This window comes from Pseudarthrobacter sp. TAF60_1 (genome assembly GCF_052113505.1).
Taxonomy (GTDB): domain Bacteria; phylum Actinomycetota; class Actinomycetes; order Actinomycetales; family Micrococcaceae; genus Arthrobacter.
On sequence record NZ_JBFRDI010000008.1, the window covers coordinates 1 to 24,584 of the forward strand.

Here is a 24,584-nt window from a genome sequence, read left to right on the forward strand (position 1 = left end):
GGGCGCGGGTTGCTTCAATGTCTGAACGGATTGCGTCCGGGTTCTCGCTCATCGTTTTACCTCACCGGGTTTCAGGGTTGGGGGGATTTCTGAGAGTGTTTCGGTGGTCTGGGGCAGGCCCTTGACCGCTTTGACTTCCTTCCGGCCGATGGAGGCCAGCACGGCGGCGATGATGCCCCAGAGCACGGCGACCACGACGGCGGACCAGCCCAGTCCCATCAGTTCGCCCAGGGCGTACCAGAGGGCGATCGAGAGGAAGAGCAGGACGAAGTGCCCGGCGATGCCGGCGCCGGCGAGCATGCCGCTGCCCTTGCCGGCTTTGGTGGCGGACTGCTTCAGTTCGGCCTTGGCGAGTTCGACTTCCTGACGCATCAGGGTGGACAGATCGCGCGTGACCTCACCGAGCAGGTCACCCAACGAGGTGTTATCCGCCTTCACATGCGCCGCCGAGGGAGGAGGCTCCGGAATCTGGCTGCTCATCACAGCCTGCCATTCTGGCCGTCCGCGGAGCGGTCCCGGGTCAGGGGGTCATTGGCCATGGGATCGTCGGCGAGCTCCCGCTGCCGCAACGGATCGTCCGCAAGGCGGTTATCCGACCAGGGCTCCTCCACGAGCTGCGGGCTGTCCAAGGGGCTGGCGGGGCGGGAAGGGTCACCGTAGCTGCTGCCCGGAGCGCCGCCGTCGAACCCTGCGGTGGTGGTGGCCGGGCCGGGCAGCTGAACCGGAGGCGGCGGGACTGTGCCGCCACCCGCAGGTGTGTAGGCACCGCCCGACGGCGTGTAGCCGCCCGGGCCCGCCGCGTGCTGGCCGCCAGTGCCCGTGTAACCGGCATCCGTGTAGCCCTTTGCGGACTCCGGTGCGCCGGCACTGAGGCTGCGCGTGAGCCGCCCCGCGAGGACGCCGGCACCGGCGGCAAGGAGCAGGAAGGTGCCGGGACGCTGCCTGGCGAAGCTCTTCACTTCGTTCAGGAGCGAGCCGGGATCGCGGCCGTCCAGCCATGCTGCCACGGCCGAGGAACGCTCTGCGGCCTGGCGGACCAGATCCGAGGCAACGCCGGGCTGGTCCGATGCCCGGGCCATTGCGTGCAGCTCATCGGACATTGACCGCAGGCCGCTGGCAACCTTCTGCTGCTGGGCGCCGGCCTGATCGGTGAGGTCAGTGCGTGCCTGGTAAAGGAGGTCCTTCGCGTTAGCTTTAGCCTCGGATGCGACATTCGCGGCTTCAGTCTTGGCGGTTTCCGCCACGTTCTGGGCTGAATCCGCGGCGGTCCGGGCGACATCTGCCGCCTCGCCCTTCGCAGCGTCCGTGCGGGATCCGGCAGCGCCGTCCCCATAGGGCGCTACCGGGGTTGCGGACGGGGTCGACACTGCGCCGGTGGTGGCGGCCGCGGGGAACGTGCTGGGGCTGCGTTCTGCGGTGAAGCTGGATTCTTCTGTGGAGCCGGAAAGGCCTGGAGAAGCCGTAAATGCCGGGTCTTCGGGCCGTTGGTTCTCTGTCATCTTCGCTCTCTCTTTCCAAAGAAGGCCGGTTGCTGATCAAGAACCAGCCATGCTGGCCGTAAAATAGTAAGCATGGTTACTAATAGAACATAAGTACCCCTGCAAGTTATTTTCAAACGAGTGACCGAATCAGCGGGTCCGGTGCCGGCCAGTCCGGCGGCGCGGCGCCCGATCGAACAGAATGGAAAGAGGTGGGTAGCTTGGACATTGCACCCTGGATTTGGGTTGTTATTGGCCTTGTTGTGGTGGTCCTGCTCGTCGTGTTCCTGGTGACGGGCCGTCGACGCCGGGCAATGGAGCAAAAGCGGGACGAAGCGAACCGCGAAAAAGCCGCCGAAATACGCCGGAAGGCCGAGGAAGTGGAGCTCGACGCGCGTGAGAAGGAAGCCCGGGCGAGCCGTGCCCGCGCTGACGCCGAACAGGCTCAGGTTGAGGCTGCGCGGCTGAAGCAGGAAGCCGAGCAGAAATCCGGTGATGCGCGCTCCCTCCGCGAGGAAGTGGCGAAGCATACCGAAAAGGCCAACGCACTTGACCCCGATGTCCGCGCGGATGACCACGCCGGCCGGGGTCTGGACGCCATGGGTCGGGATGCCCACCGTGATGCCCGCGTGGATCAGGACGCGGATCTTGGCCGGGGACAGGGAACCATGGGGCGGGATACGCACCCGGTTGATCGCACCGAGGCTGCCGGCAGCGGTACCCGGCAGGCTGAGCCGCTCGTTGAAAATGCAGGCGAGACCCAGCGGGTCGACGGAGCCGAGCATGTCCAGGCTGAGGACCTTCGGCGGCGCCGCGAACGTACCGATGGCGACACGCCGCGCTCCGGAATCTAAGCTCCTGAATTCTTCGGGACCTATTTAGAGGGTTCCTGCGGGGCAGTTGGCGGACCAGTCGGCCAACTGCCCCGCAGGCATTGTTTTATAAGCAGGCTTATGATTTCCTACTTCTAAGTCTTGCCACAGGCTTTCGGACCATCACCCGGAGGACGCTGACAATGCCCGAACTCCTCTCTGCGCTTGCCCGAAACACCGCTCCAGCGCTAGCTCGAAACACCGCTCCAGCCGACCGGCTGCCCGCGGAAATTCCTCCCTGTCTCGCGACCGGGCTGCCGCCGCAGCAGCCGCCAGGACAGTCCCGGCCACAGCCGCCTGAGGGGCTGCCTGGACCGCCCACGCCCAAGGGGGGAACGCTCCGGGAGGCCTTTGAAAACGGGCTGGTGCTGGACTACCTGGATCTGGCGGAAGCGCTCGCTGCACGGTTCGAAGCCCGCGGCCGCGAGCGGGCTGACCTTAACCAGGTGGCCTACCTTGGCCTCGTGAAGGCTGCGAAGGGCTTCGATCGAAGCAAAGGGGAAAGTTTTCCCGCGTACGCCGCTCCCACCATCACCGGCGAACTGAAAAGGTACCTGCGGGACCGCAGCTGGATGGTCCGGCCGCCCCGGCACATCCAGGATTTGCGCTCGCGGATCTTCCGCGCCGAGCCGGAACTTGCGCAGGCTTTGGGTCGGAATCCCACGGTCTCCGAACTCGCGCAGCATTTGGACGTGGAATCCGGGGAGGTGCGGGAGGCGATCAACGCTTCCAGCAGCCTCCACCCTGACTCGCTCGACGCCGTCCCTTCCCACGGTGGGGCGCTGCCCGCTTCGGAGGTGCTTGCCTGCGCCGACATGCCCCTTGAACGGCTGGAGGAGCTCTCCTGCCTGCGCGAGGCCATGCAGGACCTGGACGCTGCCGACCGGGAGCTGCTGTACCGCCGGTACTTCTGCGAGGAGACGCAGGTGGAGCTCGGCAAACGGCTCGGTATGACGCAAATGCAAGTTTCGCGGCGCCTGGCGCGCGTCCTGGTGGACCTGCAGCATCGGCTCGTGGACAGCAGCCGGCTCTTGGAGAGCGGTTATGGTGCAGGCGCCAGCTCGGCTGCGGCCGACAAGACATCGTCCACCGTCACACCCAGCAAGGCGGGGTCCGGGCTGTCCGCGAACGGGTCACCGCGGCGCAGATCGTCCCGCGTCAACGCCAGGTGAGGGCCCGGAGGCGGACCCCAACGCTCGGGACCCACCGGCCCGAAAAGGACAATGGACGGGCGGGCGTACGCAGAGGCCAGATGCGCTGCTCCGGTGTCCGCAGAGATGACCAGCCTCGCCGCCGCGATGCAGGCCGCGAACTCCCGCAGCTGAAGGCTGCCCGCCAGCACGGCGCTGCCGGGCAGTCCGGCCTGGTCACAAATTTCCACTGCGCGCTGCCGCTCCTGGGCGCTTCCCGTGAAAACCACCCGGTGGCCGTTTTCCGACAGACGCCGTGCAACCATGGCAAACCGCTCTGCTGGCCAAAGCCTGCTGGCAAATGCGGCGCCCACATGGATTACGGTTGCGCCAGGAAGGTGTGCGGCGACCGAAGGGACGCTCAGCGAAACATCCCGGGGATCGGCGGCTATCCCGTGCCACTGCAAAAGGCGTGTCCACCGCGAGCGCTCGTTAAGGTCTTCCACCCAGTCCGGCCCGCCGACTCCGCCGCCGCTGTGCGCCATGATGACCCGGGGACTGACTGCTTGCAGCAGGCGTGTGCTTTGCGGGCCTTTGCCGTGCAGGTTGACGGCGATGTCCACAGCCCCGTGCGGGATGGGAAGCGGCTCATCCACTCCGCGGACGGGCAGCAGTTCATAGGCGCCCACCAGCTCAACGGCGTCGGCCAGCCATTCGGGGCACGCGTAGAGCAAGCGATGGCCCGGAAAGGCCCTTCGCAGGGCATGCAGGGCAGGAACGGCGACCAGGAGATCCCCGAGGCCAAGCGCGCGGAGCACCAGGAGTCGGGGACTGGCACGTCCTTGTTCCTCCTTCTGATCCGCCATCCTGCCGCCTTCCCGTCGTGGGCCACTCATGTCGGCGCCGGTGATCGGGGCACTTCCAAGGAGTCTATTCCGGGGAAATGCCCGGCGCCCTGTTTAGGGACCGCCCTGCCGGGGAACTACGTCCGTATGGGAAGCTCCGAAACACCGCAGCTCAGGGCTGTCCTGTTCGACCGGGACGGAACCCTGGTGGTAGACGTGCCCTACAACGGCGACCCTGGCCTGGTCCGGGCCATGCCGGAAGCCAAGCGTGTGCTGGATTCGCTCCGTGCGCGGGGCCTGGCAGTGGGAGTGCTCAGCAACCAGTCGGGGATTGCCAGGGGCCTCCTTACTGGGGCCGACGTGGCCAGTGTCAACGCCAGGGTGGAGGAGCTCCTGGGCCCCTTTGACGTGTGGGAGGTGTGCCCCCACGGGCCGGCAGATGGCTGCCGATGCAGGAAACCGGCGCCGGGCATGGTGCACAGTGCCTGCCAGCGCCTGGGCATCCACCCATCTGAGGCGGCGCTGATCGGCGACATCGGCAGCGACGTCGGGGCGGCCGAAGCCGCTGGGGCCAGGGGAGTCCTGGTGCCCACCCCGGTTACGCGGTCCGAGGAAATCACAGAAGCAAAGCTGGTGGCACGGGATTTGGCGGGGGCTGTTGACCTGTTGCTGGGGGACCTGTGACGGGCCGCGTGCTGGTGGCCCGGCTGGACAGCCTGGGCGATGTCCTGCTGGCCGGGCCGGCCGTGCGTGCCGTGGCCAACGGCCGCCAGCGGGATGGGAGCCAGCCCAATCACGTGGTGATGCTCTGCGGCCGGCAGGGCGAAACGGCCGCGGCCATGCTGCCCGGCGTGGGGGAGGTCTACAGCTGGGACAGCCCCTGGATCATGAACCCCGCGCCGCAGATGACGGGACCCCATGCCAACCGGCTGATCGACTACGTGCGGAACTCCAGGATCACGGAAGCCGTCATCCTGACCTCCTTCCATCAGTCCCCGTTGCCCCTGGCCCTGCTGCTGCGGCTGGCCGGGGTGGAGCGGATCAGCGGCGCCTCAACCGACTATGCGGGCTCCCTGCTGGACGTTCGGCTCAGGCCGGGGGAGGACATTCCGGAGGACCAGCCCGAGGCGGAACGGGCGCTGGGGATCGCCCGGGCAGCAGGCTTCACCCTGCCCCGCGGAGACGACGGAAAACTCCGGGTCAATTCTGTTCCGGAAGTAAAGGAACTGGTGGGGGAAGGGCCATACGTCGTGGTCCACCCCGGAGCCGCCGTACCCGCCAGGGCATGGCCGCCGCTCCATCACGCCGCCGCCGTCGAACTCCTGGCGGGAGCGGGGCATCGCGTGGTGGTGACCGGCGGGCCGGCCGAGACATCCCTGACCGCCACGGTGGCAGGACCGTCGGCACAGGACCTTGGCGGCCGGACGGACCTCCGCACCCTGGCCGGGGTCCTGGCAGGGGCGGAGGCGGTGGTGACCGGAAACACGGGACCGGCCCACCTGGCCGCAGCAGTGGGAACCCCGGTGGTTTGCCTGTTCTCCCCGGTGGTCCCTGCCGTGCGCTGGGCACCGTATGGCGTCCCCCTGGAACTGCTCGGCGACCAGAATGCGGCCTGCCGCCTGACGCGGGCGCGGATCTGTCCCGTCCCCGGGCACCCCTGCCTGGATTCGGTGTCGCCGGAAGATGTGATGCAGGCGGTGGAACGCCTGATCGGCGGTGTGGCCTCGCTCAGCACGCACGCGAGCACCCGGCTCAGCACGCGCAGAAAGGACCGCCTTTCATGAGGATCCTGTTATGGCATGTCCACGGATCGTGGACGGACGCTTTTGTCCGCGGCAGCCACGAATACCTCGTGCCCGTCCTTCCGGAGGGCGGCCCCTGGGGCCTGGGCCGCGCGGGCCGCGGCTGGCCGGACTCCGTCCGGGAGGTGACCCTGGCCGACCTCGACGGCGACGCGATCGACGCCGTCGTCCTTCAGCGGCCGGAGGAAATCGGCGAGGTGACGGCCCGTTTGGGCCGGCGTCCGGGCGCTGACCTCCCTGCGGTGTTCGTTGAGCACAACACGCCGAAGGGAAATTTCCCCTTTACCCGCCATCCGCTGGCCGATCAGGACATCATTCCGGTGGTGCACGTGACGCACTTCAACAAGCTCGCCTGGGACACCGGATGGGCCCCGGCGCTGGTGGTGGAACACGGCATCCCGGACCCCGGCCAGCTCTATACCGGCGAACTGCCGGAGTTGGCCGTGGTGGTGAATGAGCCCGTGCGCCGGGGCCGGGTGACCGGAACAGACCTGCTGCCGGAGTTCGCCGCCGTGGCACCAGTCCACGTGTTCGGGATGAAGACGGAAGGTTTGGCGGCCGCCGCCGGGTTCGAAAACGCCCCGCTCCGTCTCCGGGGTGACCTCAAACCCCGCGAGCTCCACCGGGAACTGGCCCGCTGCCGGGTTTACGTGCACCCCATGCGCTGGACGTCGTTGGGACTGTCCCTCCTGGAGGCGATGCACCTGGGCATGCCGGTCCTCGCCCTCGCCACCACGGAGGCACCCCGGGCGGTCCCGCCGGAGGCAGGCGCGGTGTCCGCCGACGTCGGGGAGCTCCTCCACGCCGCCGCACGCCTCCTCGCCAATCCGGAAGAAGCCCGACGGCGGGGCGTCGCCGCCCGGGAGGCGGCCCTGGCCCGTTACAGCCTGGGCAGGTTCCTGGCTGACTGGGACGCTGTGCTTGCGGAGTTTCCGCGCCGACGCACAGGCAGCAGGGGCCACGGTGCCGGCAACCCGTCCAACGAACTCCTGGAAGAGCAGATCCTTGTTCCGGCGCGAGAGAGGAAGTCCCTGTGAGAATTTCCATGGTTTCAGAACACGCGAGTCCGCTTGCGGCGCTGGGCGGAGTGGACGCCGGCGGGCAGAACGTCCATGTGGCGGCGCTCTCCGAGGCGCTCGCCAAAAGGGGTCACAGCGTGACTGTCTACACCCGGCGGGACGCGCCAGGGCTGGCCCGCCGGGTTGCGGTGGGACCCCGGCTGGAGGTTGTCCATGTTGACGCAGGACCTGCCCGCCAGATTCCCAAGGATGAGCTGCTCCCTTTCATGGGGGCTCTGGCCGACGGCATCGCCAGCGACTGGGCCCGGCAGCGGCCGGATGTGGTGCACGGCCATTTCTGGATGTCGGGGCTGGCGGCCCTTGACGCGGCCGGGCGGGACGCGGGTTTCCGGGTTCCGGTGGTGCAGACGTTCCATGCGCTGGGCACCGTGAAACGCCGGCACCAGGGCGCCGGGGACACGAGCCCGCGGGAGCGCCGCTGGCTGGAACCCGGCGTGGGACGCTCCGTCGACCGGATCATTGCCACCTGCCCCGATGAGGTTTTTGAGCTGAAGGCCATGGGCATTGACACCGGCAAGGTGTCCATTGCACCGTGCGGCGTGGATCTGGGGCTCTTCGCGGCCGCTGGTTCGGCAGCCCCGAGGTCACGCCGCCACCGCATCCTCTCCGTGGGGCGCCTGGTGCCCCGCAAGGGCGTTGACCTGGTGATCCGTGCGCTGCCGCACCTTTCCGCAGCGGGGTGCGACGACGTCGAACTCCTGATCGTGGGCGGCGGCGCCGACCTGGGGGTGCTGGACTCTGATCCTGAGGTGCGGCGGCTGATGGCGCTGGCCGCGGAACTTGGGGTCCGGGACAAAGTGACCCTGCTCGGGCATGTGCCCCGGGCGGAGATGCCCGCGCTTTTCCGCAGCGCTGACGCCGTGGTGTGCGCGCCTTGGTATGAGCCGTTCGGCATCGTGCCGCTGGAAGCGATGGCGTGCGGGGTGCCGGTGGTGGCTGCCGCCGTCGGGGGCCTCCGTGACACCGTTGTGGACGGTGCCACGGGGATCCACGTGCCGCCGCGGGATCCGGAAGCGATCGCCTCAGCGCTTGCCCGCCTGCTCGGCGATCCCGCCCTGCGCGAGGAACTCGGTGCTGCGGGCCAGCGGCGAGCCCGCTCGCGTTATTCATGGGACCGGGTGGCGGCCGAAACCGAAAAGGCCTACCAGCAGGCGGTGGCAGGCGTGCCCGCCGGTGAGGTCCGGATGGAAGGGGCTGCGCTGTGACTGCCGAATGGTCCGTCCGCGAACAGGACCTCCAGACCCTGACCGGGGACGCGGCCTTTCCTGCAGCACTGCCGGGGCTGGCTGCGGACAACGCCGCCGCACAGGACGCCGTGCAAGTGCATTTGGACAACGTCCTTCCGGCGCTGGATTCGCTCCGGAGCCAGTCCGGCCGCCTTGCCGCGTGGGGCGTTGAACTGGCGAACCGGCTGCTCAGCGGCCAGCGGCTCCTCGCCGCGGGGAACGGCGGCTCGGCGGCTGAGGCGCAACACCTCACCGCGGAACTGGTGGGCAGGTTCGACGGCGACCGAGTTCCGTTTTCCGCCATCGCGCTGCATGCGGAAAGTTCCGCGGTGACCGCTATCGCCAACGACTACGGCTACGAGGAAGTCTTCGCCCGCCAGGTCCGCGCCCACGGCCGCATCGGCGATGTGCTGGTCCTGCTGTCCACCAGCGGCAACAGCCCCAACCTGCTGCGCGCGGTGGAAGCGGCCGGCCGCGTGGGCATCACCACCTGGGCGCTCACGGGGCCCGGACCCAATCCGCTCGCCGCGGCCTGTGATGAGGCGGTCCTGATCGACGCCGTCAACGCCAACGCGCAGGAAGGGCACCTGATCGCCTTGCATGCGCTCTGCCGCGCTTTCGAGTTGGAGGTTCGCAGCCGGACCTCGCGGACGGGCCTGCCATGAGGATCGTTGTGGTGGGCGATGTGATCCTGGACGTGGACCTGTGCGGTGAGGCCACCCGGCTCAGCCCGGACGCGCCTGTCCCCGTGGTGGATGTTTCGAGCACCAGGCGGCGCGCCGGCGGCGCCGGGCTGGTCGCCCGCATGCTGGCGGAGGATGGCTGGCCCGTCACCTTGGTAACGGTGCTGGCGGACGACGACGCCGGGCGGCATGTGGAGGCTGCGCTCGCCGGGGTGAAGGTGGTGGCCGGCCCAAGCGGCTCCCCGACGCCCGTCAAGACCCGTGTCCGGGCAGGAACCCACGCAGTGGTCCGGTTTGATGAGGATTGCGGCCGGCCGCAGGCCCCGGACGTCACGCCCGCCATGCTCCGGGCGGTGGCCAAGGCCGGCGCCATCATTGTGGCCGATTACGGGCGCGGCCTTGCCGGCAATCCGCAGCTCAGGGAACTGCTGGAACGGATGGCCGATGACGTGCCCATAGTGTGGGACCCGCACCCTTCCGGCGCCCGGCCCGTCGTCGGCGTCGCAGTGGTGACGCCCAACCTTTCGGAGGCGCATCAGGCGGCGGGCACCCGGACCGGCGGTCCCTTCGGGCCGGCCGCCGAGGACGGTGCAGGCGGGGTGGCCGGCATCCTGCTGGACGAGTGGCGCAGCCGCGCGGTCCTGGTCACCACCGGGGCGCGGGGTGCCACGCTGCTGCTCGAACGGGACCGCACACCGCGCCCCATCCACGCACCGCGGGTGGAGGCGGCCGATCCTTGCGGGGCCGGGGACAGGCTGGCCGCGAGCGTGGCCGTCCACCTGCTCGAAGGGCGGGACCTCGAGGACGCTGCCGTCCTGGCCGTCCACGAGGCAGCCGAGTTCCTGGCGTCCGGCGGCGTGGCTTCGCTGCCGGACCGGCACGGCACGGGCAAATTCCGGCGCCGGCCCGCGGAGCCTCTGCTGCTGGTCCGCCGGGTCCGGGACAACGGTGGCAAGGTGGTGGCCACGGGCGGGTGCTTCGACCTGCTCCATGCCGGCCATGTCAGGTCGCTCGTTGCTGCGCGGGAACTGGGCGACTGCCTGATCGTGTGCCTGAATTCGGATGCTTCCGTTCGCAGGTTGAAGGGCGATGAGCGTCCCATCATGATCGAGCAGGACCGGGCAGAGCTGCTGCTGGCCCTGCAATGCGTGGACGCGGTCATGATTTTTGACGAGGACACCCCCGAAGCCGCACTGGAACGGCTGCGTCCCGACATCTGGGTCAAGGGCGGCGACTACCAAGGTGAACGGCTGCCCGAAGCCGACCTGGTGGAGAGCTGGGGCGGTCGCTGCGTCACCGTCCCTTACCACCCGGCCCGTTCCTCAACCCTGCTGGCCGAGGCCCTCGCGAAAGTCAGCTGAAAGCTCGGCCCAAATTTGTTAATCCTCAGAACCAATCCCCAGTGGAAGGAACACCATGAACACTGAGTCATCCTGGCCCGGCCGGGTCCTGGTCACGGGAGGCGCCTCCGGACTGGGCGCCGCCGTCGTCGATGCCGTGCTCAGGGCAGGCGGGACGCCTGTGGTGCTGGACCGCGACATCAGTGGTGTGTCCGGCGTCAAGGCCTTTGAGGTGGACGTTGCGGACCGTGCCGCGGTGGAGCAGACGGTCCGGGAGGCGGCGGAGACGCTCGGCGGGCTCGATGCTGTGGTCACCGCGGCGGGCATCGACCGCTGCGGCAAACTGGCGGACGTTGCCGCGGAGGAATGGGAGAAGGTGATCGGCGTTAACCTGCTGGGCACCGTGTCGGTGGTCCGGGCCGCCCTGCCTTATCTCAAAACCTCGCACGGCCGCGTGGTGACAGTCGCGTCCACGCTGGGCAAGCGGGCCGTGGCTGACGCCACGGCGTACTGTGCGTCCAAGTTCGGCGTCGTCGGCTTCACCCACGCCTTGGCGGCGGAGACCGGCGGGGAGATCGGCGTGACCGCCATGATCCCGGGCGGCATGAACACCCACTTCTTCGATGACCGGACGGAGCAGTACAAGCCGCAGGACGATTCCCGCCTGAATAGCCCCGGCAACGTGGCCCAGGCCATCCTGTTTGTGCTGTCCCAGCCGCAGGGATGCGAGGTGCGGGAGATGCTGATCTGCCACGCGGAAGAAGGTTCCTGGCCGTGATGCGGCCCGTGTCCGGAGCCTGCTGCGCTGGTTACAGCGCCAGCAGGCTCCGCACATCCACGTACACGTCGTCCCACCGGATCCCGGCCACCAGCGAATCGTCATGCGGGCACCGGGGGGCCGTCCAGCCCACCTGCGTGACGTCCGCGCCGCACACAGGGCAGTGTGTCACCCAGGAAAGGTGGACCCGGTGCCGGCCGCGCCCCAGGGGCCCTGCGGTCAGGGCGTTCCCGGCCCAATAGATCCCCACGGTGGGTGTACCCAGCGCCTGGGCAAGGTGCCGCGGACCGCTGTCATTGGCCAGAACCGCATCGGCGCGGGCGAGCAGGGCTGCCAGTTCGCCGACGCCCAGCGTTCCGGCCACCGAGGACACTTGGCCGTCTCCAGTGGAACGCCCGACGGCGGCACGCACCACGGCCTCCGCCAGGTCCGTTTCGCTGTGGTCACCGACCACCAAAACCCGGGCGCCGTCGTCGGCCGCTGCCCTGGCAACCGCCCCGAAACTCTCTGCCGGCCAGTGCCGTCTGGGATCCGTGGCGCCGGGGTGCAGCACCAGCAGCGGCTGGCCCTCCCTCGGCAGCGCGGCACCCAAAAGGGCCGGAAGCCGTGCCACGAACTGCGCCAGCGGATTGAGCCGCGCCTCCAGCAGGACCGGTGCAGCGCCGGCCAGCCCGGCAACTTCGAGGGCGCGGGTGGGTTCGTGCTGGTAGTAGGTGTAGGGCAGGGTGCGTTCCAGCGGGGCGGCGTCCGGCGTGCCCGATCCCACCGTATGCCGCGCCTGGATCTGCAGCAGGAACGGATTGGAGAACCTGCCGCCGCCATGGAGCTGCACCGCGAGGTCGAACTGCCGTTCCCGGGCGGCGCTGACGAAGGCTGCCACGGCGGCCGGATCCTCACGGCCGGGGCGGACGCCCTCGGCAACGGGCAGCACCATCACATCGTCCACGGCGGTGTGGGTGGCCGCAACGAGGGCTTCATGGACTGGTGTGCCCAGCAGCGTGACGGTACTGCCGGGATAGGCGGCCTTCAGCGCGGACACGGCGGGGAGGGCAAACATCAGGTCGCCGAGTCCGCCGCCGCGCAGCAGCGCGATCCGCGAAACCCCGGCAAACCTGTCCAGTAGCGGTCCAACCCCAGCGGTTCGTTCCATGCAGTGCCCCTTCCCCGTGCTGCATTACCACCGGACCCTGCGGCCTGTGGTCCTGCCTGTGGTGCCACCCTACGGACGGCCGGCGCCGCTGGCTACACGTGGATTCTCCCCGGCATCCGCCGTGTAAACATCGTTTCCCGGGGTACATCACCGCAAGGAGAAGTACGTACGGAGGAGATCCATGCATACCACTGCCACGCCCACAACGACCGCCGACCTGCCCCGGAACGGCTCCGGGCTGACCATCACCGACCCCCGCACAGGCGAGTATCTCTGGTCCGTCCCCGAGGCCGGACCGGGCGCGGTGGAGGACGCCGTCGAGATGGCCCGGAGCGCGGCCAGCGGATGGGCCGCCGTCGCACCGGCGGAAAGGGGGGCCGCCCTCCGCAGCGCGGCCCGCGCCCTGGACGCCGCGGCAGAAGAACTGGCGGCCCTCAACAACAGCGAAACCGGACGCCCCTATATCGAGGCGCTCGCCGGAATCGCGGCGGGGGTCTCCACCCTTGAGCAGTACGCCGAGATTGGCCCATTGCACCGCGGCCACAGCCTGCTCGGCAGCAGGTCCGCCTCTGACTACACCGTTGCCGAACCCCGCGGCGTGGCCGTGCTCCTCACCCCGTGGAACGATCCTGTTGCCGTGGCCAGCGGGCTCATCGGCGCCGCCTTGGTGACCGGCAACACGGTGGTGCACAAACCGAGCGAACGCTGCCCCCGCCTCGGCGAGGCCCTGGGGGAGGTGCTGGCAACGGCGTTTCCGCCGGGGGTCCTGCTCACGGTGTCCGGCGGTGCCGGCGTGGGCACATTGCTGACCCGGGCCGCGGTGGACGTCATCGCCCACGTGGGATCCAGCGCCTCCGGAACCCGGATCGCCAGCGCCGGGGCTCAAACCGGAGCCCACGTGATCCGCGAGAACGGCGGGAACGATCCCCTTGTGGTCGACCGGGACGTGGACCCCGTGTGGGCCGCCGAGCAGGCTGCCATCGGCGCCTTCAGCAACAGCGGACAGATCTGCACGGCAGTGGAACGGATCTACGTCCACCAGGCGATCGCGGCCCGCTTCTGCGCAGCCTTGGAAACGGAAGCGGCGCTGCGCAACCACAACGGCAGCGTGGCCCCGCTGGTGGACGCCAGGCTCCGTGACAGCGTCCATGCCCAGGTGTCGGAGGCCCTCGAGCAGGGCGCGCGTGCTGTGGAAGGCGGCGTTCTTCCAGAGGGGCCCGGTGCGTTCTACCCGGCAACGGTGCTGCTCGACTGCACCGACGACATGCAGGTGATGACTGAAGAGACCTTCGGCCCGGTGGCTGCGGTGCGGGTTGTCCCGACGTTCGACGACGGGCTGCAGCTTGCGGGCAGCGGCCGCTACGGGCTTGCCGCCACGGTCCTGACGGGCAGCATCGCACACGTCCAGAAGGCCATTGCGGCCCTCCCGGTGGGCACCGTGAAAATCAACGAGGTGTTTGGCGGTGCGCCGGGCGGATCAGCCCAGCCCCGCGGCGCCAGCGGCGAAGGCTTCGGCTACGGCCCCGAACTTCTGGACGAATTCACCCGCGTGAAGGTGGTCCACGTGGCGGCACCGCCCCCGTATGCACTTCAATTGCCGGACGAGCCGTTGCCCGACCCGGTGCCGGCCGAGCAGTTGCAGGACCGGAGCGGGAGCCGGCAATGAGTCCGGCGCAGGCAGCCGGCGCGGGCGATCTTGGCAGCGAGCGTGCCCTGTCCGGCGGGCTGCCGCGCCGCCTTGCCGCCGAGCGGCCCGCCATCCTGGTTATTGGGGACGTGATGCTGGACGGCTGGTGGAGCGGCGCCATCGAACGTCTCTGCCGCGAGGCCCCCGCACCGGTGGTGGACATCGCCACCCGCGAGTTCGCACCGGGAGGCGCCGCAAACACCGCGATGAACCTGGCAGCCCTCGGAGCCCGGGTGTCCGTGGCCGGCATCATCGGGACGGACGACGCCGGGGCAACGCTTCGGCGGAAACTCGAATCAGCCGGCATCGACGTGAAGCACCTATGTTCCCATCCGGACATGGTCACCACCACCAAGATCAGGATCAGCAGCGGCGGCCAGGTGATGCTCCGGATCGACGACTCCGCCAGGGCTGTGCCGGCCGACGCGCTGGCCGCGTTGGCTTCCTCGGTGCGCGCCGCCGTCGGACATCAGGACGCCGTGCTGGTGTGCGACTACGGAACCGGCGTCCTGGCCGACGCCGTCAGGGTTGCCCTTGAGGAAGCGCTGGCGGGGGAGGGAACTGCTGAGGAAGGCACCGCCGTCGAAACGTCCGCGCGCCCCCTGACGGTGGTGGATGCGCACGATCCCCGCCCCTGGGCCGGGCTCCGGCCGGACCTGGTCACGCCCAACGCCCAGGAAGCTGCCCGGCTGCTGGACCTGCGCCTGCCGGCCGGACCCGGCCGGGTGGAATCCCTGACCAGGCACAGCGAGGCCCTGCTGGCGGCAACGGGAGCGGGATCGGTGGTGGTGACCTTGGACAAGGACGGGACCGTGCTGTTCGCGGCCGACGGCGGCACGCACCGCACATGGGCGCGGCCGGCAGCCGAGAAACAGGCGTCCGGCGCGGGCGATACTTTTGTGGCCGCCCTGACACTGGCCAGATCGGCGGGCCTCCCCCTGACCACCAGCCTCGATCTTGCCCAGACTGCCGCGGATGTGGTGGTACACCAGCCGGGAACCTCCGTCTGCAGCACTGCTCAACTGGGCCGGCATTTGGAGAGCTTCGCTGACACAGCCCTCGGCGCCGACGAGCTTGCCCGGCAGGTGGCTGAGCACCGGGCCAAGGGCCAACGGATCGTGCTGACCAACGGCTGCTTTGACGTGCTGCACAGCGGGCACACCCGCTACCTGAACCAGGCCAAACAGCTGGGCGATGTACTGGTGGTGGCGCTGAACAGCGACGAATCCGTCCGCAGGCTCAAGGGTCCCGGCCGGCCCATCAACAACGGGGCCGACCGGGCTGCGGTGATCGCCGCCCTCAGCTGCGTGGACTACGTGACCATCTTCGATACCCCCACGGCCAGCCCGCTGGTAACGCTGCTCCGGCCCGACGTCTACGCCAAAGGCGGTGACTACACGCCGGAAATGCTGTCGGAAACCGACGCCGTGGAGGAGTACGGCGGACGCGTCGCCATCCTGGACTACGTCGCAGAGCGCTCCACGACCGCCGTCGTCCAGCGCATCCGCGACGGGGCGGGGGCAGAACAGCTCTCCAAGGCCGCCGATTTGGGGTGAACAACTAGGGTTGAAGCATGACTGAAGCGGCACACGGGTAATGGCGAAGCGCGGTAAGTCAGGCGGCAGGAGCGGCAGCCAGCGTTCGACGGCGGGCGTGGTCGAGGTGCCCAGGGGCACCCGCCCGGACGGTCCCGTTGAGGGTGTCTACTACATCGACACCGGCGACTGCGAGCTCATCGCCGACCAGGACAACTCCAACGGCTGGCTGCTGAGGATCAACGGTGTGATGAGCTCCCACATCGATCTCGCCGATCCGCTGTTCCTGGACTTCGAGTACATGCGCTGGATGGCCGCGCTTATTGAATCCCGCTGGCCGCCAAAGGACGGAGGAAGGCTACGCGGGCTGCACCTGGGCGGGGGCGCCTGTTCCCTGGCCCGCTACTTCCACGCGGCGTACCCGGACGCCCGTCAGGTGGTGGTGGAACTCGACGGCAAGCTGGCCGAGTACGTCCGCGGCTGGTTCGACCTTCCCAAAGCGCCGCTGCTCCGCCTCCGGGTCGGGGAGGCCCGGGAGGTCACCGAGACACTGACGGCGGACACCCGCGATTTCATCATCCGCGATGTCTTTGCCGGTTCACTGACTCCGCGGCCGCTCACCACGGCCGAGTTCACTGAGCACATCAAACGCGTGCTCGCGCCGGGCGGCATCTACGTGGTCAACTCCGGCGACGCCCCGGACCTCAAAAACGCCCGCGAGGACGCCGCCACTATCGCCGCCGCCTTCGAGCACACGCTCATCATTGCCGATCCCGCCATGCTCAAAGGCCGCCGCTACGGCAACATGGTCATGGCCGGCAGCGACACCCCGCTGGACGGGGATCCCCAGCTGGCCCGGCGGCTCCTGGGCGGCGCGGTCCCTGCCCACATCTGGGATGACGCACAGGTCCGCGCCTTCGCGGCCAACTCCCCGGTGCGCCACGACCCGGCCGGTGACTAAGCCCGGCCCCGTCCCAGCAGCGATTCCCGGTGCGCCGCCGTCTGGTCCCGCAGCGCCTGGACGACGGCGGCCACCGTCGGGCGGCGCATCGAATCCGGCCGCAGGACCATCCAGTAAGGGAGCAGCTCGGCGACGTCGTCGGGCAGCAGCCTAACCAGGTCGTTATGCAGGTCGCCCATAAAGCACGGCAAAAATCCGATGCCGGCTCCCGCGCGGGTGGCCTCCACGTGCACAAAAACGTTCGTTGAGGTGAGGCCGTCCCGCATGGCAGGAACCAGCCGGCGGGGTGCGTCGAGGTCGTCCACCTGGAGCATCGAGTCCACAAAATAAACGAGTGGATGTTCCGTCAGTTCTGCCACGCTGGCCGGGGTTCCGTACTCAGCCAGGTAACCGCGTGAGGCATACATTCCCAGCATGTACTCGCCGAGCCGGACGGCCTCGGCCCGGTGGACCTGGGGTTCGCCCACCACCACCTCGATGTCCAGGCCCGAGCGCTGCTGCAAAGCCCGCCGGGTCATGGTCACCACCTCCACGGCAAGGCCCGGGTGGTCCCGGCGCAGCCGGGCCACGGCGGGTGCCGCGATGTATGCGCTGAAACCGTCAGTTGCCGTCATGCGTACGACGCCGGCAACCGGGTCGGGTGCCTTGCCAGCCGGTCCCAGCCCGCTCACCGCAGCCTCCACCTGTTCCGCCACCCGGACAGCGTCCGAGCCGAGCTCCGTGAGTTCCCAGCCGCCCGCGGCGCGGGCCAGCACCCGGCCACCCAGCGCCTTCTCCAGTGCGGCGACCCGGCGGGACACGGTGGTGTGGTTCAGGCCCAGGGCCTGCGCCGCCGTCGTAAATTTCCCCGAACGGGATACCTCAAGCAGGACCAGCAGGTCATCGGGATTGGCGTTCATATCTGCAATTGTGCACATAGCAGGTGCTGCATTGGCCATTGAATGGGCAACTTTGTGCAGTAATACTCAATGGAGCCATTAGTGCTGTGGATCACAGCACGTGTCAAAGTGGACACTAAGGAGAAACTCATGAGCGTAGAGCAGCGCTCGGCAGACAATGCCGCCGGACCCGCATCCAAGGGATCCGGCCTCAAGAAAATCGTGGCCGCCTCAATGGTGGGAACGGTGGTGGAATGGTACGAATTCTTCCTCTACGCCACCGCCGCAACCCTCGTGTTCGGGAAGTACTTCTTCCCTCCCACCGGCAATGAACTGGACGGCATCATCCAGGCCTTCATCACCTATGCTGTGGGCTTTGTTGCCCGTCCGCTCGGGGGAATCGTGTTCGGCCAGATCGGCGACAAGCTGGGCCGTAAGCCCACCCTGCAGCTGACTATTGTGATCGTCGGCGTGGCCACATTCCTTATGGGCTGCCTCCCGGGCTTCGCCGACATCGGCTACGCGGCCCCCGCCCTCCTGGTTGCCCTGCGCTTCATCCAGGGCTTCGCGCTCGGTGGTGAATGGGGCGGCGCCGTGCTGCTGGTGGCCGAGCACAGCCCCAACAGCAAGCGCGCCTTCTGGTCGAGCTGGCCCCAGGCCGCTGTTCCGGTGGGCAACCTGCTCGCAACGCTGGTGCTCTTTGTCATGTCCACCACGCTGAGCCCGGAAGCGTTCCTTGGCTGGGGCTGGCGTGTGGCATTCTGGCTCTCCGCCGTGATTGTCTTCGTGGGCTACTACATCCGCACGCACGTCACCGAAGCCCCCATCTTCCTTGAGGCCAAGGCCCTCGTGGAGAAGGAACAGGCCGTCAGCTATGGCGTCTTCGAGGTGGTGCGCAAGTACCCCAAGGGCATCCTGCAGGCTATGGGGCTCCGCTTCGCGGAGAACATCATGTACTACCTGGTGGTCAGCTTCGCCATCGTCTACCTCAAGAGCGTCCACAAGTACGACACCTCCTCGCTCCTGCTGGCGCTGCTGATTGCCCACGTCATCCACTTCCTGGTCATTCCGCAGATTGGCCGGCTCGCGGACAAAGTGGGACGCAAGCCCGTCTACCTCATCGGTGCCATCACCGGTGCTGCGTGGCCCTTCTTCGCCTTCCCCATGTTCGACACCCGCAACGCCGTGGTGATCGTCCTCGCCGTGACCATCGGCCTCTGCCTGCACGCCTTTATGTACGCCGGCCAGCCCGCCATCATGGCTGAGCTGTTCCCCACCCGGATGCGCTACTCGGGCGTTTCGCTGGGCTCGCAGGTGACGTCCATCTTCGCGGGGTCCCTGGCTCCGCTGCTGGCCACCCAGTGGCTCAAGGACACAGGCTCCTGGGTTCCCACCGCCATTTACCTGGTGGTCGCCTGCGCCATCACCGCGGTAGCGGTGCTGAGCCTGAAGGAGACCAAGGGCATCGCGCTGGAGGAAGTGGACAAGGCCGACGCTGCCCGCGAGGGATTGCTCCCGGCCCGCTCACGCTGAGCCGCCTGAACAGCCTCAACCGCGAAGCCTGATGGAACTGCACACGATGGGAACCGGATCTGCAATGGAAAACACACTGAACGGCCGCAAGGCAGTTGTCACAGGGGGCGCCAGCGGGATCGGCGCCGCGTGTGTCCGGGAGCTTGCCGCCCGGGGGGCGAAGGTGGTGGTTGCCGACGTCGACGCCTCCGGCGCTGCCGCACTCGCTGACGAAGTGGGCGGCACCTCTTGGGCGGTTGACCTGCTGGACGTGGACAAGCTCGGCACCCTGAGCCTGGACTGCGACATCCTGGTCAACAACGCCGGGATCCAGCGGATCAGTCCCATCGAGGAGTTCGATCCCGTGGAATTCCGCCGGATCATCGCCCTGATGCTGGAAGCCCCGTTCCTGCTGATCCGGGCCGCCCTGCCGCACATGTACGCCAATGGGTTCGGGCGCATCATCAACCTGTCCTCGGTGCACGGCATCCGTGCCTCCCCGTTCAAGAGTGCGTACGTATCCGCCAAGCACGGCCTGGAAGGGCTGAGCAAGGTGACGGCGCTTGAAGGCGGGGAGCACGGCGTCACCTCCAACTGTGTGAACCCGGGCTATGTCCGAACGCCGCTGGTGGAGAAGCAGATCACTGACCAGGCGAAAGTGCACGGGATTCCTGAATCCGAGGTGCTGGCCAAGGTCATGCTCACCGAGTCCGCCATCAAGCGCCTCGTGGAGCCGGCCGAGGTGGCTTCCCTGGTGGCCTGGCTGGCGTCCGATCACGCCGGCATGGTCACCGGAGCCAGCTACACCATGGACGGTGGCTGGTCGGCGCGCTAAATCCTCGCCGTTGGAACTCCCGCCACCTGAGGCAGCTAATCCTGCGGCCTCAGGTGGCGGTGGTCGTAGTAGAACACTCCCGCCGCGGCGCTCAGCTCCACAGACGGACCGCGGTGGGACAGCACTATTCCTTCCTGGCGGCCGTTGAAGGGGTCCTCGCCCACCACGGCATCGCCCACCCGGTAGGGGGACTTCGGGCCAATCGCCGCGAGTACCCGGCACCAGGCACGGACGATGAGCGTGGAAAGTTTGACGGGCCTGCCCATGCTGGCCAGGTCCTGGACATGCGCTTTCACCATGCGAACCACTCCTTGAAGCGGCGTGGAGCCGCCCACTGCGGTGCGGTAGCCGGACAGCTCCCAGCAGAGGATGATCCTCCTAGTCGTGGCTGGCACCTTACAAATAGGCTAAGCGCTATTCACACCAGTCACACCAGTAACATGTACTCGACTATTTGAGGGGCCGGTACCTAGGCATTCAGCGTTGGACCTGGAGGATTTCCTCGGCGTTGTTGTAGGCCCAGGCCACCAGTGGAACGAGCAGGGCCGTCAATTCATAACCGCGCTTTGTGAGGCTGTAGTCCACCCGGGGTGGAATGACCGGCTGGGCATGGCGCAGCACCAGGCCGTCGCTCTCCAATGTTTTCAAGGTCTGTGCCAGCATCTTCTCGCTGATGCCTTCGGCCCGCCGCCGCAGTTCGCTCCACCGCTGTTCGCCTTCGGAAAGCGCCAGCAGAATCAGCACGCCCCATTTGCTGGTGATATGGTCCAGCACCGTCCGGCTGGGGCACCCCGCCGGAAACACGCCGTCGGCCAAGCCGGCTGGCAGGCGGCCCGGAAATGTCTCTGCTTCCATGCATCCAACTTACCAAAAGGTGAGTACCTTACTTCAAAGTGCGTACCCTCCCTTGGGAAGTATTTGAGGAAAGGGCTGGTTGTGCACGGTGACCCCCTGCAGATGGTGAAAGGAACCACCCATGAGCATCGTTATTACCGGAGCAACCGGACAGCTTGGCCGCCACGTCGTCGAAGCCCTCCTCAAGCGCAACGTTCCGGCTGCACAGATCGTGGCCGCCGGCCGTTCCGTCGGGAAACTGGCCGACTTTGAAGCACGCGGTGTGCAGGTCAGGGCGATGGACTACAGGGACGCCGCTTCCGTGGCGAGAGCGCTCGAAGGTGCCACCAAAGTCCTGCTGATCTCCGGCAGCGAGGTGGGCCAGCGGGTTGAACAGCACCGCACCGTCATCGAGGCCGCCAAGGCAGAGGGCGTGGAGCTCATCGCGTACACGAGCATCGCCAACGCGGATACCACCGGCATGAAGCTGGCCGCCGAGCATCAGGCCACCGAGGACATCATCAAAGACTCCGGAGTGCCATTCGCTCTCCTCCGCAATGGCTGGTACCTGGAAAACTACACGGATCAACTGCAGGGAACTCTTGCGCAGGGCGCCCTCGCCGGCAGCGCCGGCGAAGGCAAAGTCAGTGCGGCGTCCCGCCTGGACTATGCCGAGGCTGCCGCAGCCGTCCTCGTCGCCGAAAACCAGGCCGGCAAGGTTTACGAGCTCGGCGGTGACCACGCCTTCACACTCAAGGAGCTGGCGCGGGAAATCAGCGCCGCTGCCAACAAGACCGTGGACTACCAGGACCTTCCGGCCAGCGACTACGCCGGCCTGCTGGCGGGCTTCGGGGTTCCGCAGCCCTTCGCTGACATCCTGGCCGACTCGGACCTCGGTATTGCCCGGGGCGATCTCCTTGTCAGCGGCTCGGACCTCCGCCAGCTGATCGGCCGGCCCACGACGCCGATGCCCGCCGCCGTTCGTTCAGCGCTCGCCGCCGTCTAACCACCCCCGCCCCACCCCCCCCGGCCCCCCGGGACGCTCTCTCACTTAATGGGCCTTTTGGGCGAACGCTCTATCACTTTCTTCAAGAGAGTGATAGAGCGTTCGGTTTTAAGCCGCATTAAGTGAGAGAGCGTCGGTGGCAGTTCGGCCCGGGAGGCTTGTTTCTCTACCCGGCTGAGGTGAGCACCGGCAGCGGTGACGTTTCGTCCACCAGTTCCGCACGGCGTCGTCCGTTCCCCTTGACCCACAGGCGGTAAGCAAGAACCAGCAGCCCCAGCCACACGGCTCCCACGTACAGCGCCACCCGGGTGTCCTCAAAGGCGCCCAGGACGCCGATCACCAGCGCCATAAAGGCGATGGTGATGACGGACGCGGCCGGCCACCACGGAGAAGGGAACTCCGACGCCGGCAGGCCCTTCCGGGCGATCTCACGCTTCATGGCCACGTGCGAGGCAAGGATCATGACCCACACCCAGACGGTGGCGAACGTGGCAATAGAGGCGATCACGATGAACACGTCCTCCGGAATCACGGCGTTCAGGACCACGCCCACCAGCAGGATGCCAGCCATCATGACCACCGTCATCCACGGAACGCCCTGGCGGGAAACCTTGCCGAACACCGCCGGCGCATGGCCCTGGCCGGACAGCCCGAAGAGGATGCGCCCGGCGCCGAAGATGTCGCTGTTGATGGCGGACAGCGCCGCGGTGATCACCACCGCGTTGAGGATGTGCGGTGCGGCCGGGATGCCGAGGCCGCTGAAGATCTGCACAAACGGGCTGCCGTTGGTGCCGATCTCGTTCCACGGGAAGAGGCTCATCAGAACGCCAAGGGTCAGCACGTAGAACAGCAGGACGCGGATAGGCACTGTGTTCACGGCTTTGGGGATGACTTTCTTCGGATCCGCGGCCTCGCCTGCCGTGATGCCGAGGGTCTCGATGCCGCCGAACGCGAACATCACCACGGCGAACGATGCCAGGAGGCCTTCGAAGCCGTTGGGGAATATCCCGCCGTGTTCCACGAGGTTGCCCAGCCCCGGCGCCACGGTGGAACCGCCGGCCTGGAAGCCGAAGGCGATAATCGCCGCGCCGCCAGCGATCATGGCGATGATGGCCACCACCTTGATCAGCGAGAACCAGAACTCGAGTTCGCCGAACACCTTCACGCTGAGCAGGTTCATGGCCGCCAGAAAGAAAATAATGGCCAGAATCCAAATCCAGCGGTCCACCTCGGGGAACCAGAACCCCATATAGATGCTGAAGGCTGTCACGTCGGCGATCGCCACGATGGCCATCTCAAAGACGTAGGTCCAGCCGGTCACGAATCCGGCCAGCGGTCCCAGATAGCGGCTGGCGTACTGGCCGAACGAGCCGGAAACAGGGTGCCGCACGGCCATCTCACCGAGGGCCCGCATCACCATAAACACCGCGGCGCCGCCGATGATGTAGGCGAGCAGAACCGCCGGGCCGGCCTTTTGAATCGCCGAAGCAGAGCCGTAGAACAGCCCCGTACCGATGGCCGAGCCGAGCGCCATGAAGCGGATGTGCCGGACGTTCAGTCCGCGGCTCAAAGTGCTGTTGAGGACGCGTCCGACGGCGGTGCCTTCAGTCATGTTTTCGGCTGGGCTTGCGCTGTGGCTGGTTTCCTGGCTGGCTGCGCTTGGTGCTTGCTGCATACAAATACCTTCTCGTCATTGGGAGGGGGATCGCTAACCAGCAGACCACTTTCGGGGCCGACGTGATGAGCCTCACGGGTGCTTGGTGTCTTCGATCTCAGACTGGGTGGGTTTGCCTTGGGGGTGTCCGCATTTTGGGTTGGGGACTATTGACACCATGTGATGATTTCTTGACACTTGGCGGACATCGAGCAGGGCCGGCATTCGCCGTCCCTCGAGATGGCGTTCCAGATCGCCCTTGCCCTTAGTGTCCAGCTCGAGGACGTTTTCCAGTACCCGCACCACGAAGGAGAAACATCATGAAAGCTATCGTTCAGGACGTTTACGGGGATTCCGACGTGTTAGGGCTGCGGGACATCCCTAAGCCGGTGCCCGCCAGCGGCGAGGTGCTCCTGCAGGTTAGGGCTGCCGGCGTCGACCAAGGCGTATGGCACCTGATGACTGGAAAGCCGTACCTGGTGCGGCTCTTGGGATACGGGCTGAAGAAGCCGAAGGTTGCTGTCCGCGGCAGGGAGGTCGCCGGCGTCGTCGAAGCGGTTGGCGCCAATGTAACGCGCTTCCAGCCGGGTGACGAGGTCTTCGGCACCTGTGAGGGGTCGTTCGCCGAGTACGTCTGCGCGAAGGAGACGCTGGTGGCGCGTAAGCCCGCGAACCTGACTTTCGAGGAAGCCGCAGCTGCTCCCATCTCTGCTGTCACGGCGTTGCAGGCCGTCCGCGATGCCGGGCAGGTCGCCGCTGGCCAGAAAGTGCTGGTGATTGGCGCGGGCGGGGGAGTGGGATCCTTTGCCGTGCAGATCGCCAAGGACTCCGGCGCGGAGGTCACCGGCGTCTGCAGCACAGGGAAAGTGGACCTGGTCCGGTCCCTGGGCGCTGATCACGTCATCGATTACACCCGGGACGATATTGCCAGCTCGGGTGTTCTGTACGACGTCATCATCGATACTGCCGGGAATCGCCGCCTCTCGGTCCTTCGGAAGGCGCTTACGCCGCAGGGGACGCTGGTGATTGTTGGGGGCGAAGGCGGCGGGAACGTGACCGGTGGATTCGAGCGCTCGATGGCTGCGCCACTGGCCTCCCTCTTGTCCGGCCAGACATTCAAAGGGCTCGTGGCCAAGGAAAGCCACCAGGACCTCGAAGCGCTGTCGGCATTGTTCGAGGCGGGCCGCGTGAAGCCCTTCGTTGACAAGGTCTACCCTCTCGCGGAAGCGCCGGCCGCCGTCGCTTATCTGCATGAAGGGCGGGTGCGCGGCAAGGTGGTTGTCCGGGTCTGAGCAGGAA

At 67.5% G+C, this 24,584-nt stretch carries 24 protein-coding genes and 1 pseudogene; 17 read left to right on the forward strand and 8 right to left on the reverse strand.

Annotated elements, in window-relative coordinates:
• Window positions 1–48: 48 nt before the first annotated feature.
• Together AB4Y73_RS10755 and AB4Y73_RS10760 are read right to left on the reverse strand one after the other, a co-directional pair.
• The gene (locus AB4Y73_RS10755; RefSeq protein WP_441871425.1) at window positions 49–480 is read right to left on the reverse strand and encodes a phage holin family protein; all 432 of its coding nucleotides are present in this window, start codon (window positions 478–480) and stop codon (window positions 49–51) included.
• On the reverse strand, window positions 480–1,499 hold the full coding sequence (locus tag AB4Y73_RS10760; RefSeq protein WP_441871426.1) for a hypothetical protein: 1,020 nt from the start codon (window positions 1,497–1,499) through the stop codon (window positions 480–482). The genes AB4Y73_RS10755 and AB4Y73_RS10760 overlap by 1 nt, the downstream gene beginning before the upstream one ends.
• Before the next feature lie 200 nt (window positions 1,500–1,699).
• Here AB4Y73_RS10760 and AB4Y73_RS10765 point away from each other — a divergent pair, with 200 nt between their 5' ends.
• Both AB4Y73_RS10765 and AB4Y73_RS10770 read left to right on the forward strand, forming a co-directional pair.
• On the forward strand, window positions 1,700–2,332 hold the full coding sequence (locus AB4Y73_RS10765) for a hypothetical protein (RefSeq protein ID WP_441871427.1): 633 nt from the start codon (window positions 1,700–1,702) through the stop codon (window positions 2,330–2,332).
• 161 nt (window positions 2,333–2,493) lie between these two features.
• Window positions 2,494–3,303: pseudogene (locus tag AB4Y73_RS10770) on the forward strand (sigma-70 family RNA polymerase sigma factor); the annotation flags it as partial.
• Window positions 3,304–3,392: 89 nt separating this feature from the next.
• On the opposite strand, the gene AB4Y73_RS10775 reads toward AB4Y73_RS10770, so the two are convergent.
• Window positions 3,393–4,346 carry a glycosyltransferase family 9 protein gene (locus AB4Y73_RS10775; RefSeq protein ID WP_441871428.1) on the reverse strand — a complete coding sequence of 318 codons (954 nt, stop codon included), beginning with the start codon at window positions 4,344–4,346 and terminating at the stop codon, window positions 3,393–3,395.
• 126 nt (window positions 4,347–4,472) lie between these two features.
• Here AB4Y73_RS10775 and AB4Y73_RS10780 point away from each other — a divergent pair, with 126 nt between their 5' ends.
• The 7 genes from AB4Y73_RS10780 to AB4Y73_RS10810 are packed head-to-tail and all read left to right on the forward strand — an operon-like array spanning window position 4,473 to window position 11,233.
• Entirely contained in the window at window positions 4,473–5,009 is a 537-nt protein-coding gene (locus AB4Y73_RS10780) for a D-glycero-alpha-D-manno-heptose-1,7-bisphosphate 7-phosphatase (protein ID WP_441871429.1), read from the forward strand.
• Complete coding sequence (locus AB4Y73_RS10785) at window positions 5,006–6,109, forward strand: glycosyltransferase family 9 protein (RefSeq protein WP_441871430.1); 1,104 nt, start codon at window positions 5,006–5,008, stop codon at window positions 6,107–6,109. Before AB4Y73_RS10780 ends, AB4Y73_RS10785 begins: the two co-directional genes overlap by 4 nt.
• Complete coding sequence (locus AB4Y73_RS10790) at window positions 6,106–7,164, forward strand: glycosyltransferase (RefSeq protein ID WP_441871431.1); 1,059 nt, start codon at window positions 6,106–6,108, stop codon at window positions 7,162–7,164. Before AB4Y73_RS10785 ends, AB4Y73_RS10790 begins: the two co-directional genes overlap by 4 nt.
• On the forward strand, window positions 7,161–8,411 hold the full coding sequence (locus AB4Y73_RS10795; RefSeq protein WP_441871432.1) for a glycosyltransferase: 1,251 nt from the start codon (window positions 7,161–7,163) through the stop codon (window positions 8,409–8,411). Before AB4Y73_RS10790 ends, AB4Y73_RS10795 begins: the two co-directional genes overlap by 4 nt.
• Window positions 8,408–9,097, forward strand: a complete 690-nt coding sequence (locus tag AB4Y73_RS10800) for a D-sedoheptulose-7-phosphate isomerase (protein WP_441871433.1) — start codon at window positions 8,408–8,410, stop codon at window positions 9,095–9,097. Before AB4Y73_RS10795 ends, AB4Y73_RS10800 begins: the two co-directional genes overlap by 4 nt.
• Complete coding sequence (gene rfaE2 / locus AB4Y73_RS10805) at window positions 9,094–10,476, forward strand: D-glycero-beta-D-manno-heptose 1-phosphate adenylyltransferase (RefSeq protein ID WP_441871434.1); 1,383 nt, start codon at window positions 9,094–9,096, stop codon at window positions 10,474–10,476. The genes AB4Y73_RS10800 and rfaE2 (AB4Y73_RS10805) overlap by 4 nt, the downstream gene beginning before the upstream one ends.
• A gap of 55 nt (window positions 10,477–10,531) precedes the next feature.
• Window positions 10,532–11,233, forward strand: coding sequence for an SDR family oxidoreductase (locus tag AB4Y73_RS10810; RefSeq protein ID WP_441871435.1), 702 nt, complete (start codon window positions 10,532–10,534; stop codon window positions 11,231–11,233).
• Between the two features lie 31 nt (window positions 11,234–11,264).
• Here AB4Y73_RS10810 and AB4Y73_RS10815 read toward each other — a convergent pair whose 3' ends face one another.
• Window positions 11,265–12,383 carry a glycosyltransferase family 9 protein gene (locus AB4Y73_RS10815; protein WP_441871436.1) on the reverse strand — a complete coding sequence of 373 codons (1,119 nt, stop codon included), beginning with the start codon at window positions 12,381–12,383 and terminating at the stop codon, window positions 11,265–11,267.
• Window positions 12,384–12,564: 181 nt separating this feature from the next.
• Here AB4Y73_RS10815 and AB4Y73_RS10820 point away from each other — a divergent pair, with 181 nt between their 5' ends.
• From AB4Y73_RS10820 to AB4Y73_RS10830, 3 genes are read left to right on the forward strand one after another with little or no spacing between them, the layout of a single operon-like run.
• Entirely contained in the window at window positions 12,565–14,049 is a 1,485-nt protein-coding gene (locus AB4Y73_RS10820; RefSeq protein ID WP_441871437.1) for an aldehyde dehydrogenase family protein, read from the forward strand.
• Complete coding sequence (gene rfaE2, locus AB4Y73_RS10825) at window positions 14,046–15,626, forward strand: D-glycero-beta-D-manno-heptose 1-phosphate adenylyltransferase (RefSeq protein ID WP_441871438.1); 1,581 nt, start codon at window positions 14,046–14,048, stop codon at window positions 15,624–15,626. Before AB4Y73_RS10820 ends, rfaE2 (AB4Y73_RS10825) begins: the two co-directional genes overlap by 4 nt.
• A gap of 40 nt (window positions 15,627–15,666) precedes the next feature.
• A complete protein-coding gene (locus AB4Y73_RS10830) occupies window positions 15,667–16,566 on the forward strand; it encodes a spermidine synthase (protein WP_441871439.1) in 900 nt (299 codons plus the stop codon).
• Here the strand turns inward: AB4Y73_RS10830 and AB4Y73_RS10835 are convergent.
• On the reverse strand, window positions 16,563–17,465 hold the full coding sequence (locus tag AB4Y73_RS10835; RefSeq protein ID WP_441871440.1) for a LysR family transcriptional regulator: 903 nt from the start codon (window positions 17,463–17,465) through the stop codon (window positions 16,563–16,565). The two genes, AB4Y73_RS10830 and AB4Y73_RS10835, sit on opposite strands and share 4 nt — an antisense overlap.
• Before the next feature lie 129 nt (window positions 17,466–17,594).
• Between AB4Y73_RS10835 and AB4Y73_RS10840 the strand changes: the two genes are divergently transcribed.
• A complete protein-coding gene (locus AB4Y73_RS10840; protein WP_441871441.1) occupies window positions 17,595–18,977 on the forward strand; it encodes an MFS transporter in 1,383 nt (460 codons plus the stop codon).
• Window positions 18,978–19,041: 64 nt separating this feature from the next.
• Window positions 19,042–19,791: a 3-hydroxybutyrate dehydrogenase gene (locus AB4Y73_RS10845; protein WP_441871442.1), complete on the forward strand. Its 750-nt coding sequence runs from the start codon at window positions 19,042–19,044 to the stop codon at window positions 19,789–19,791.
• Between the two features lie 35 nt (window positions 19,792–19,826).
• Here AB4Y73_RS10845 and AB4Y73_RS10850 read toward each other — a convergent pair whose 3' ends face one another.
• Complete coding sequence (locus tag AB4Y73_RS10850; RefSeq protein WP_441871443.1) at window positions 19,827–20,186, reverse strand: hypothetical protein; 360 nt, start codon at window positions 20,184–20,186, stop codon at window positions 19,827–19,829.
• Window positions 20,187–20,268: 82 nt separating this feature from the next.
• Window positions 20,269–20,646, reverse strand: coding sequence for a winged helix-turn-helix transcriptional regulator (locus AB4Y73_RS10855; RefSeq protein ID WP_441871444.1), 378 nt, complete (start codon window positions 20,644–20,646; stop codon window positions 20,269–20,271).
• A gap of 121 nt (window positions 20,647–20,767) precedes the next feature.
• Here AB4Y73_RS10855 and AB4Y73_RS10860 point away from each other — a divergent pair, with 121 nt between their 5' ends.
• A complete protein-coding gene (locus AB4Y73_RS10860; RefSeq protein WP_441871445.1) occupies window positions 20,768–21,631 on the forward strand; it encodes an SDR family oxidoreductase in 864 nt (287 codons plus the stop codon).
• Between the two features lie 166 nt (window positions 21,632–21,797).
• Here the strand turns inward: AB4Y73_RS10860 and AB4Y73_RS10865 are convergent, their stop codons facing one another.
• Complete coding sequence (locus tag AB4Y73_RS10865; RefSeq protein ID WP_441871446.1) at window positions 21,798–23,306, reverse strand: amino acid permease; 1,509 nt, start codon at window positions 23,304–23,306, stop codon at window positions 21,798–21,800.
• A gap of 177 nt (window positions 23,307–23,483) precedes the next feature.
• Here AB4Y73_RS10865 and AB4Y73_RS10870 point away from each other — a divergent pair, with 177 nt between their 5' ends.
• On the forward strand, window positions 23,484–23,609 hold the full coding sequence (locus AB4Y73_RS10870) for a helix-turn-helix transcriptional regulator (RefSeq protein WP_441871447.1): 126 nt from the start codon (window positions 23,484–23,486) through the stop codon (window positions 23,607–23,609).
• Complete coding sequence (locus tag AB4Y73_RS10875) at window positions 23,606–24,577, forward strand: NAD(P)-dependent alcohol dehydrogenase (RefSeq protein WP_441871448.1); 972 nt, start codon at window positions 23,606–23,608, stop codon at window positions 24,575–24,577. The genes AB4Y73_RS10870 and AB4Y73_RS10875 overlap by 4 nt, the downstream gene beginning before the upstream one ends.
• Window positions 24,578–24,584: the final 7 nt, after the last annotated feature.

Bases quoted from the DNA above. Each gene is read 5' to 3' on its own strand.
- AB4Y73_RS10755 (WP_441871425.1), bottom strand. From the start codon at position 480: ATGAGCAGCCAGATTCCGGAGCCTCCTCCCTCGGCGGCGCATGTGAAG.
- AB4Y73_RS10760 (WP_441871426.1), bottom strand. From the start codon at position 1,499: ATGACAGAGAACCAACGGCCCGAAGACCCGGCATTTACGGCTTCTCCA.
- AB4Y73_RS10775 (WP_441871428.1), bottom strand. From the start codon at position 4,346: ATGGCGGATCAGAAGGAGGAACAAGGACGTGCCAGTCCCCGACTCCTG.
- AB4Y73_RS10780 (WP_441871429.1), top strand. From the start codon at position 4,473: ATGGGAAGCTCCGAAACACCGCAGCTCAGGGCTGTCCTGTTCGACCGG.
- AB4Y73_RS10790 (WP_441871431.1), top strand. From the start codon at position 6,106: ATGAGGATCCTGTTATGGCATGTCCACGGATCGTGGACGGACGCTTTT.
- rfaE2 (WP_441871434.1), top strand. From the start codon at position 9,094: ATGAGGATCGTTGTGGTGGGCGATGTGATCCTGGACGTGGACCTGTGC.
- AB4Y73_RS10810 (WP_441871435.1), top strand. From the start codon at position 10,532: ATGAACACTGAGTCATCCTGGCCCGGCCGGGTCCTGGTCACGGGAGGC.
- AB4Y73_RS10815 (WP_441871436.1), bottom strand. From the start codon at position 12,383: ATGGAACGAACCGCTGGGGTTGGACCGCTACTGGACAGGTTTGCCGGG.
- AB4Y73_RS10820 (WP_441871437.1), top strand. From the start codon at position 12,565: ATGCATACCACTGCCACGCCCACAACGACCGCCGACCTGCCCCGGAAC.
- rfaE2 (WP_441871438.1), top strand. From the start codon at position 14,046: ATGAGTCCGGCGCAGGCAGCCGGCGCGGGCGATCTTGGCAGCGAGCGT.
- AB4Y73_RS10830 (WP_441871439.1), top strand. From the start codon at position 15,667: ATGGCGAAGCGCGGTAAGTCAGGCGGCAGGAGCGGCAGCCAGCGTTCG.
- AB4Y73_RS10835 (WP_441871440.1), bottom strand. From the start codon at position 17,465: ATGAACGCCAATCCCGATGACCTGCTGGTCCTGCTTGAGGTATCCCGT.
- AB4Y73_RS10840 (WP_441871441.1), top strand. From the start codon at position 17,595: ATGAGCGTAGAGCAGCGCTCGGCAGACAATGCCGCCGGACCCGCATCC.
- AB4Y73_RS10845 (WP_441871442.1), top strand. From the start codon at position 19,042: ATGGAAAACACACTGAACGGCCGCAAGGCAGTTGTCACAGGGGGCGCC.
- AB4Y73_RS10855 (WP_441871444.1), bottom strand. From the start codon at position 20,646: ATGGAAGCAGAGACATTTCCGGGCCGCCTGCCAGCCGGCTTGGCCGAC.
- AB4Y73_RS10860 (WP_441871445.1), top strand. From the start codon at position 20,768: ATGAGCATCGTTATTACCGGAGCAACCGGACAGCTTGGCCGCCACGTC.
- AB4Y73_RS10865 (WP_441871446.1), bottom strand. From the start codon at position 23,306: ATGCAGCAAGCACCAAGCGCAGCCAGCCAGGAAACCAGCCACAGCGCA.
- AB4Y73_RS10875 (WP_441871448.1), top strand. From the start codon at position 23,606: ATGAAAGCTATCGTTCAGGACGTTTACGGGGATTCCGACGTGTTAGGG.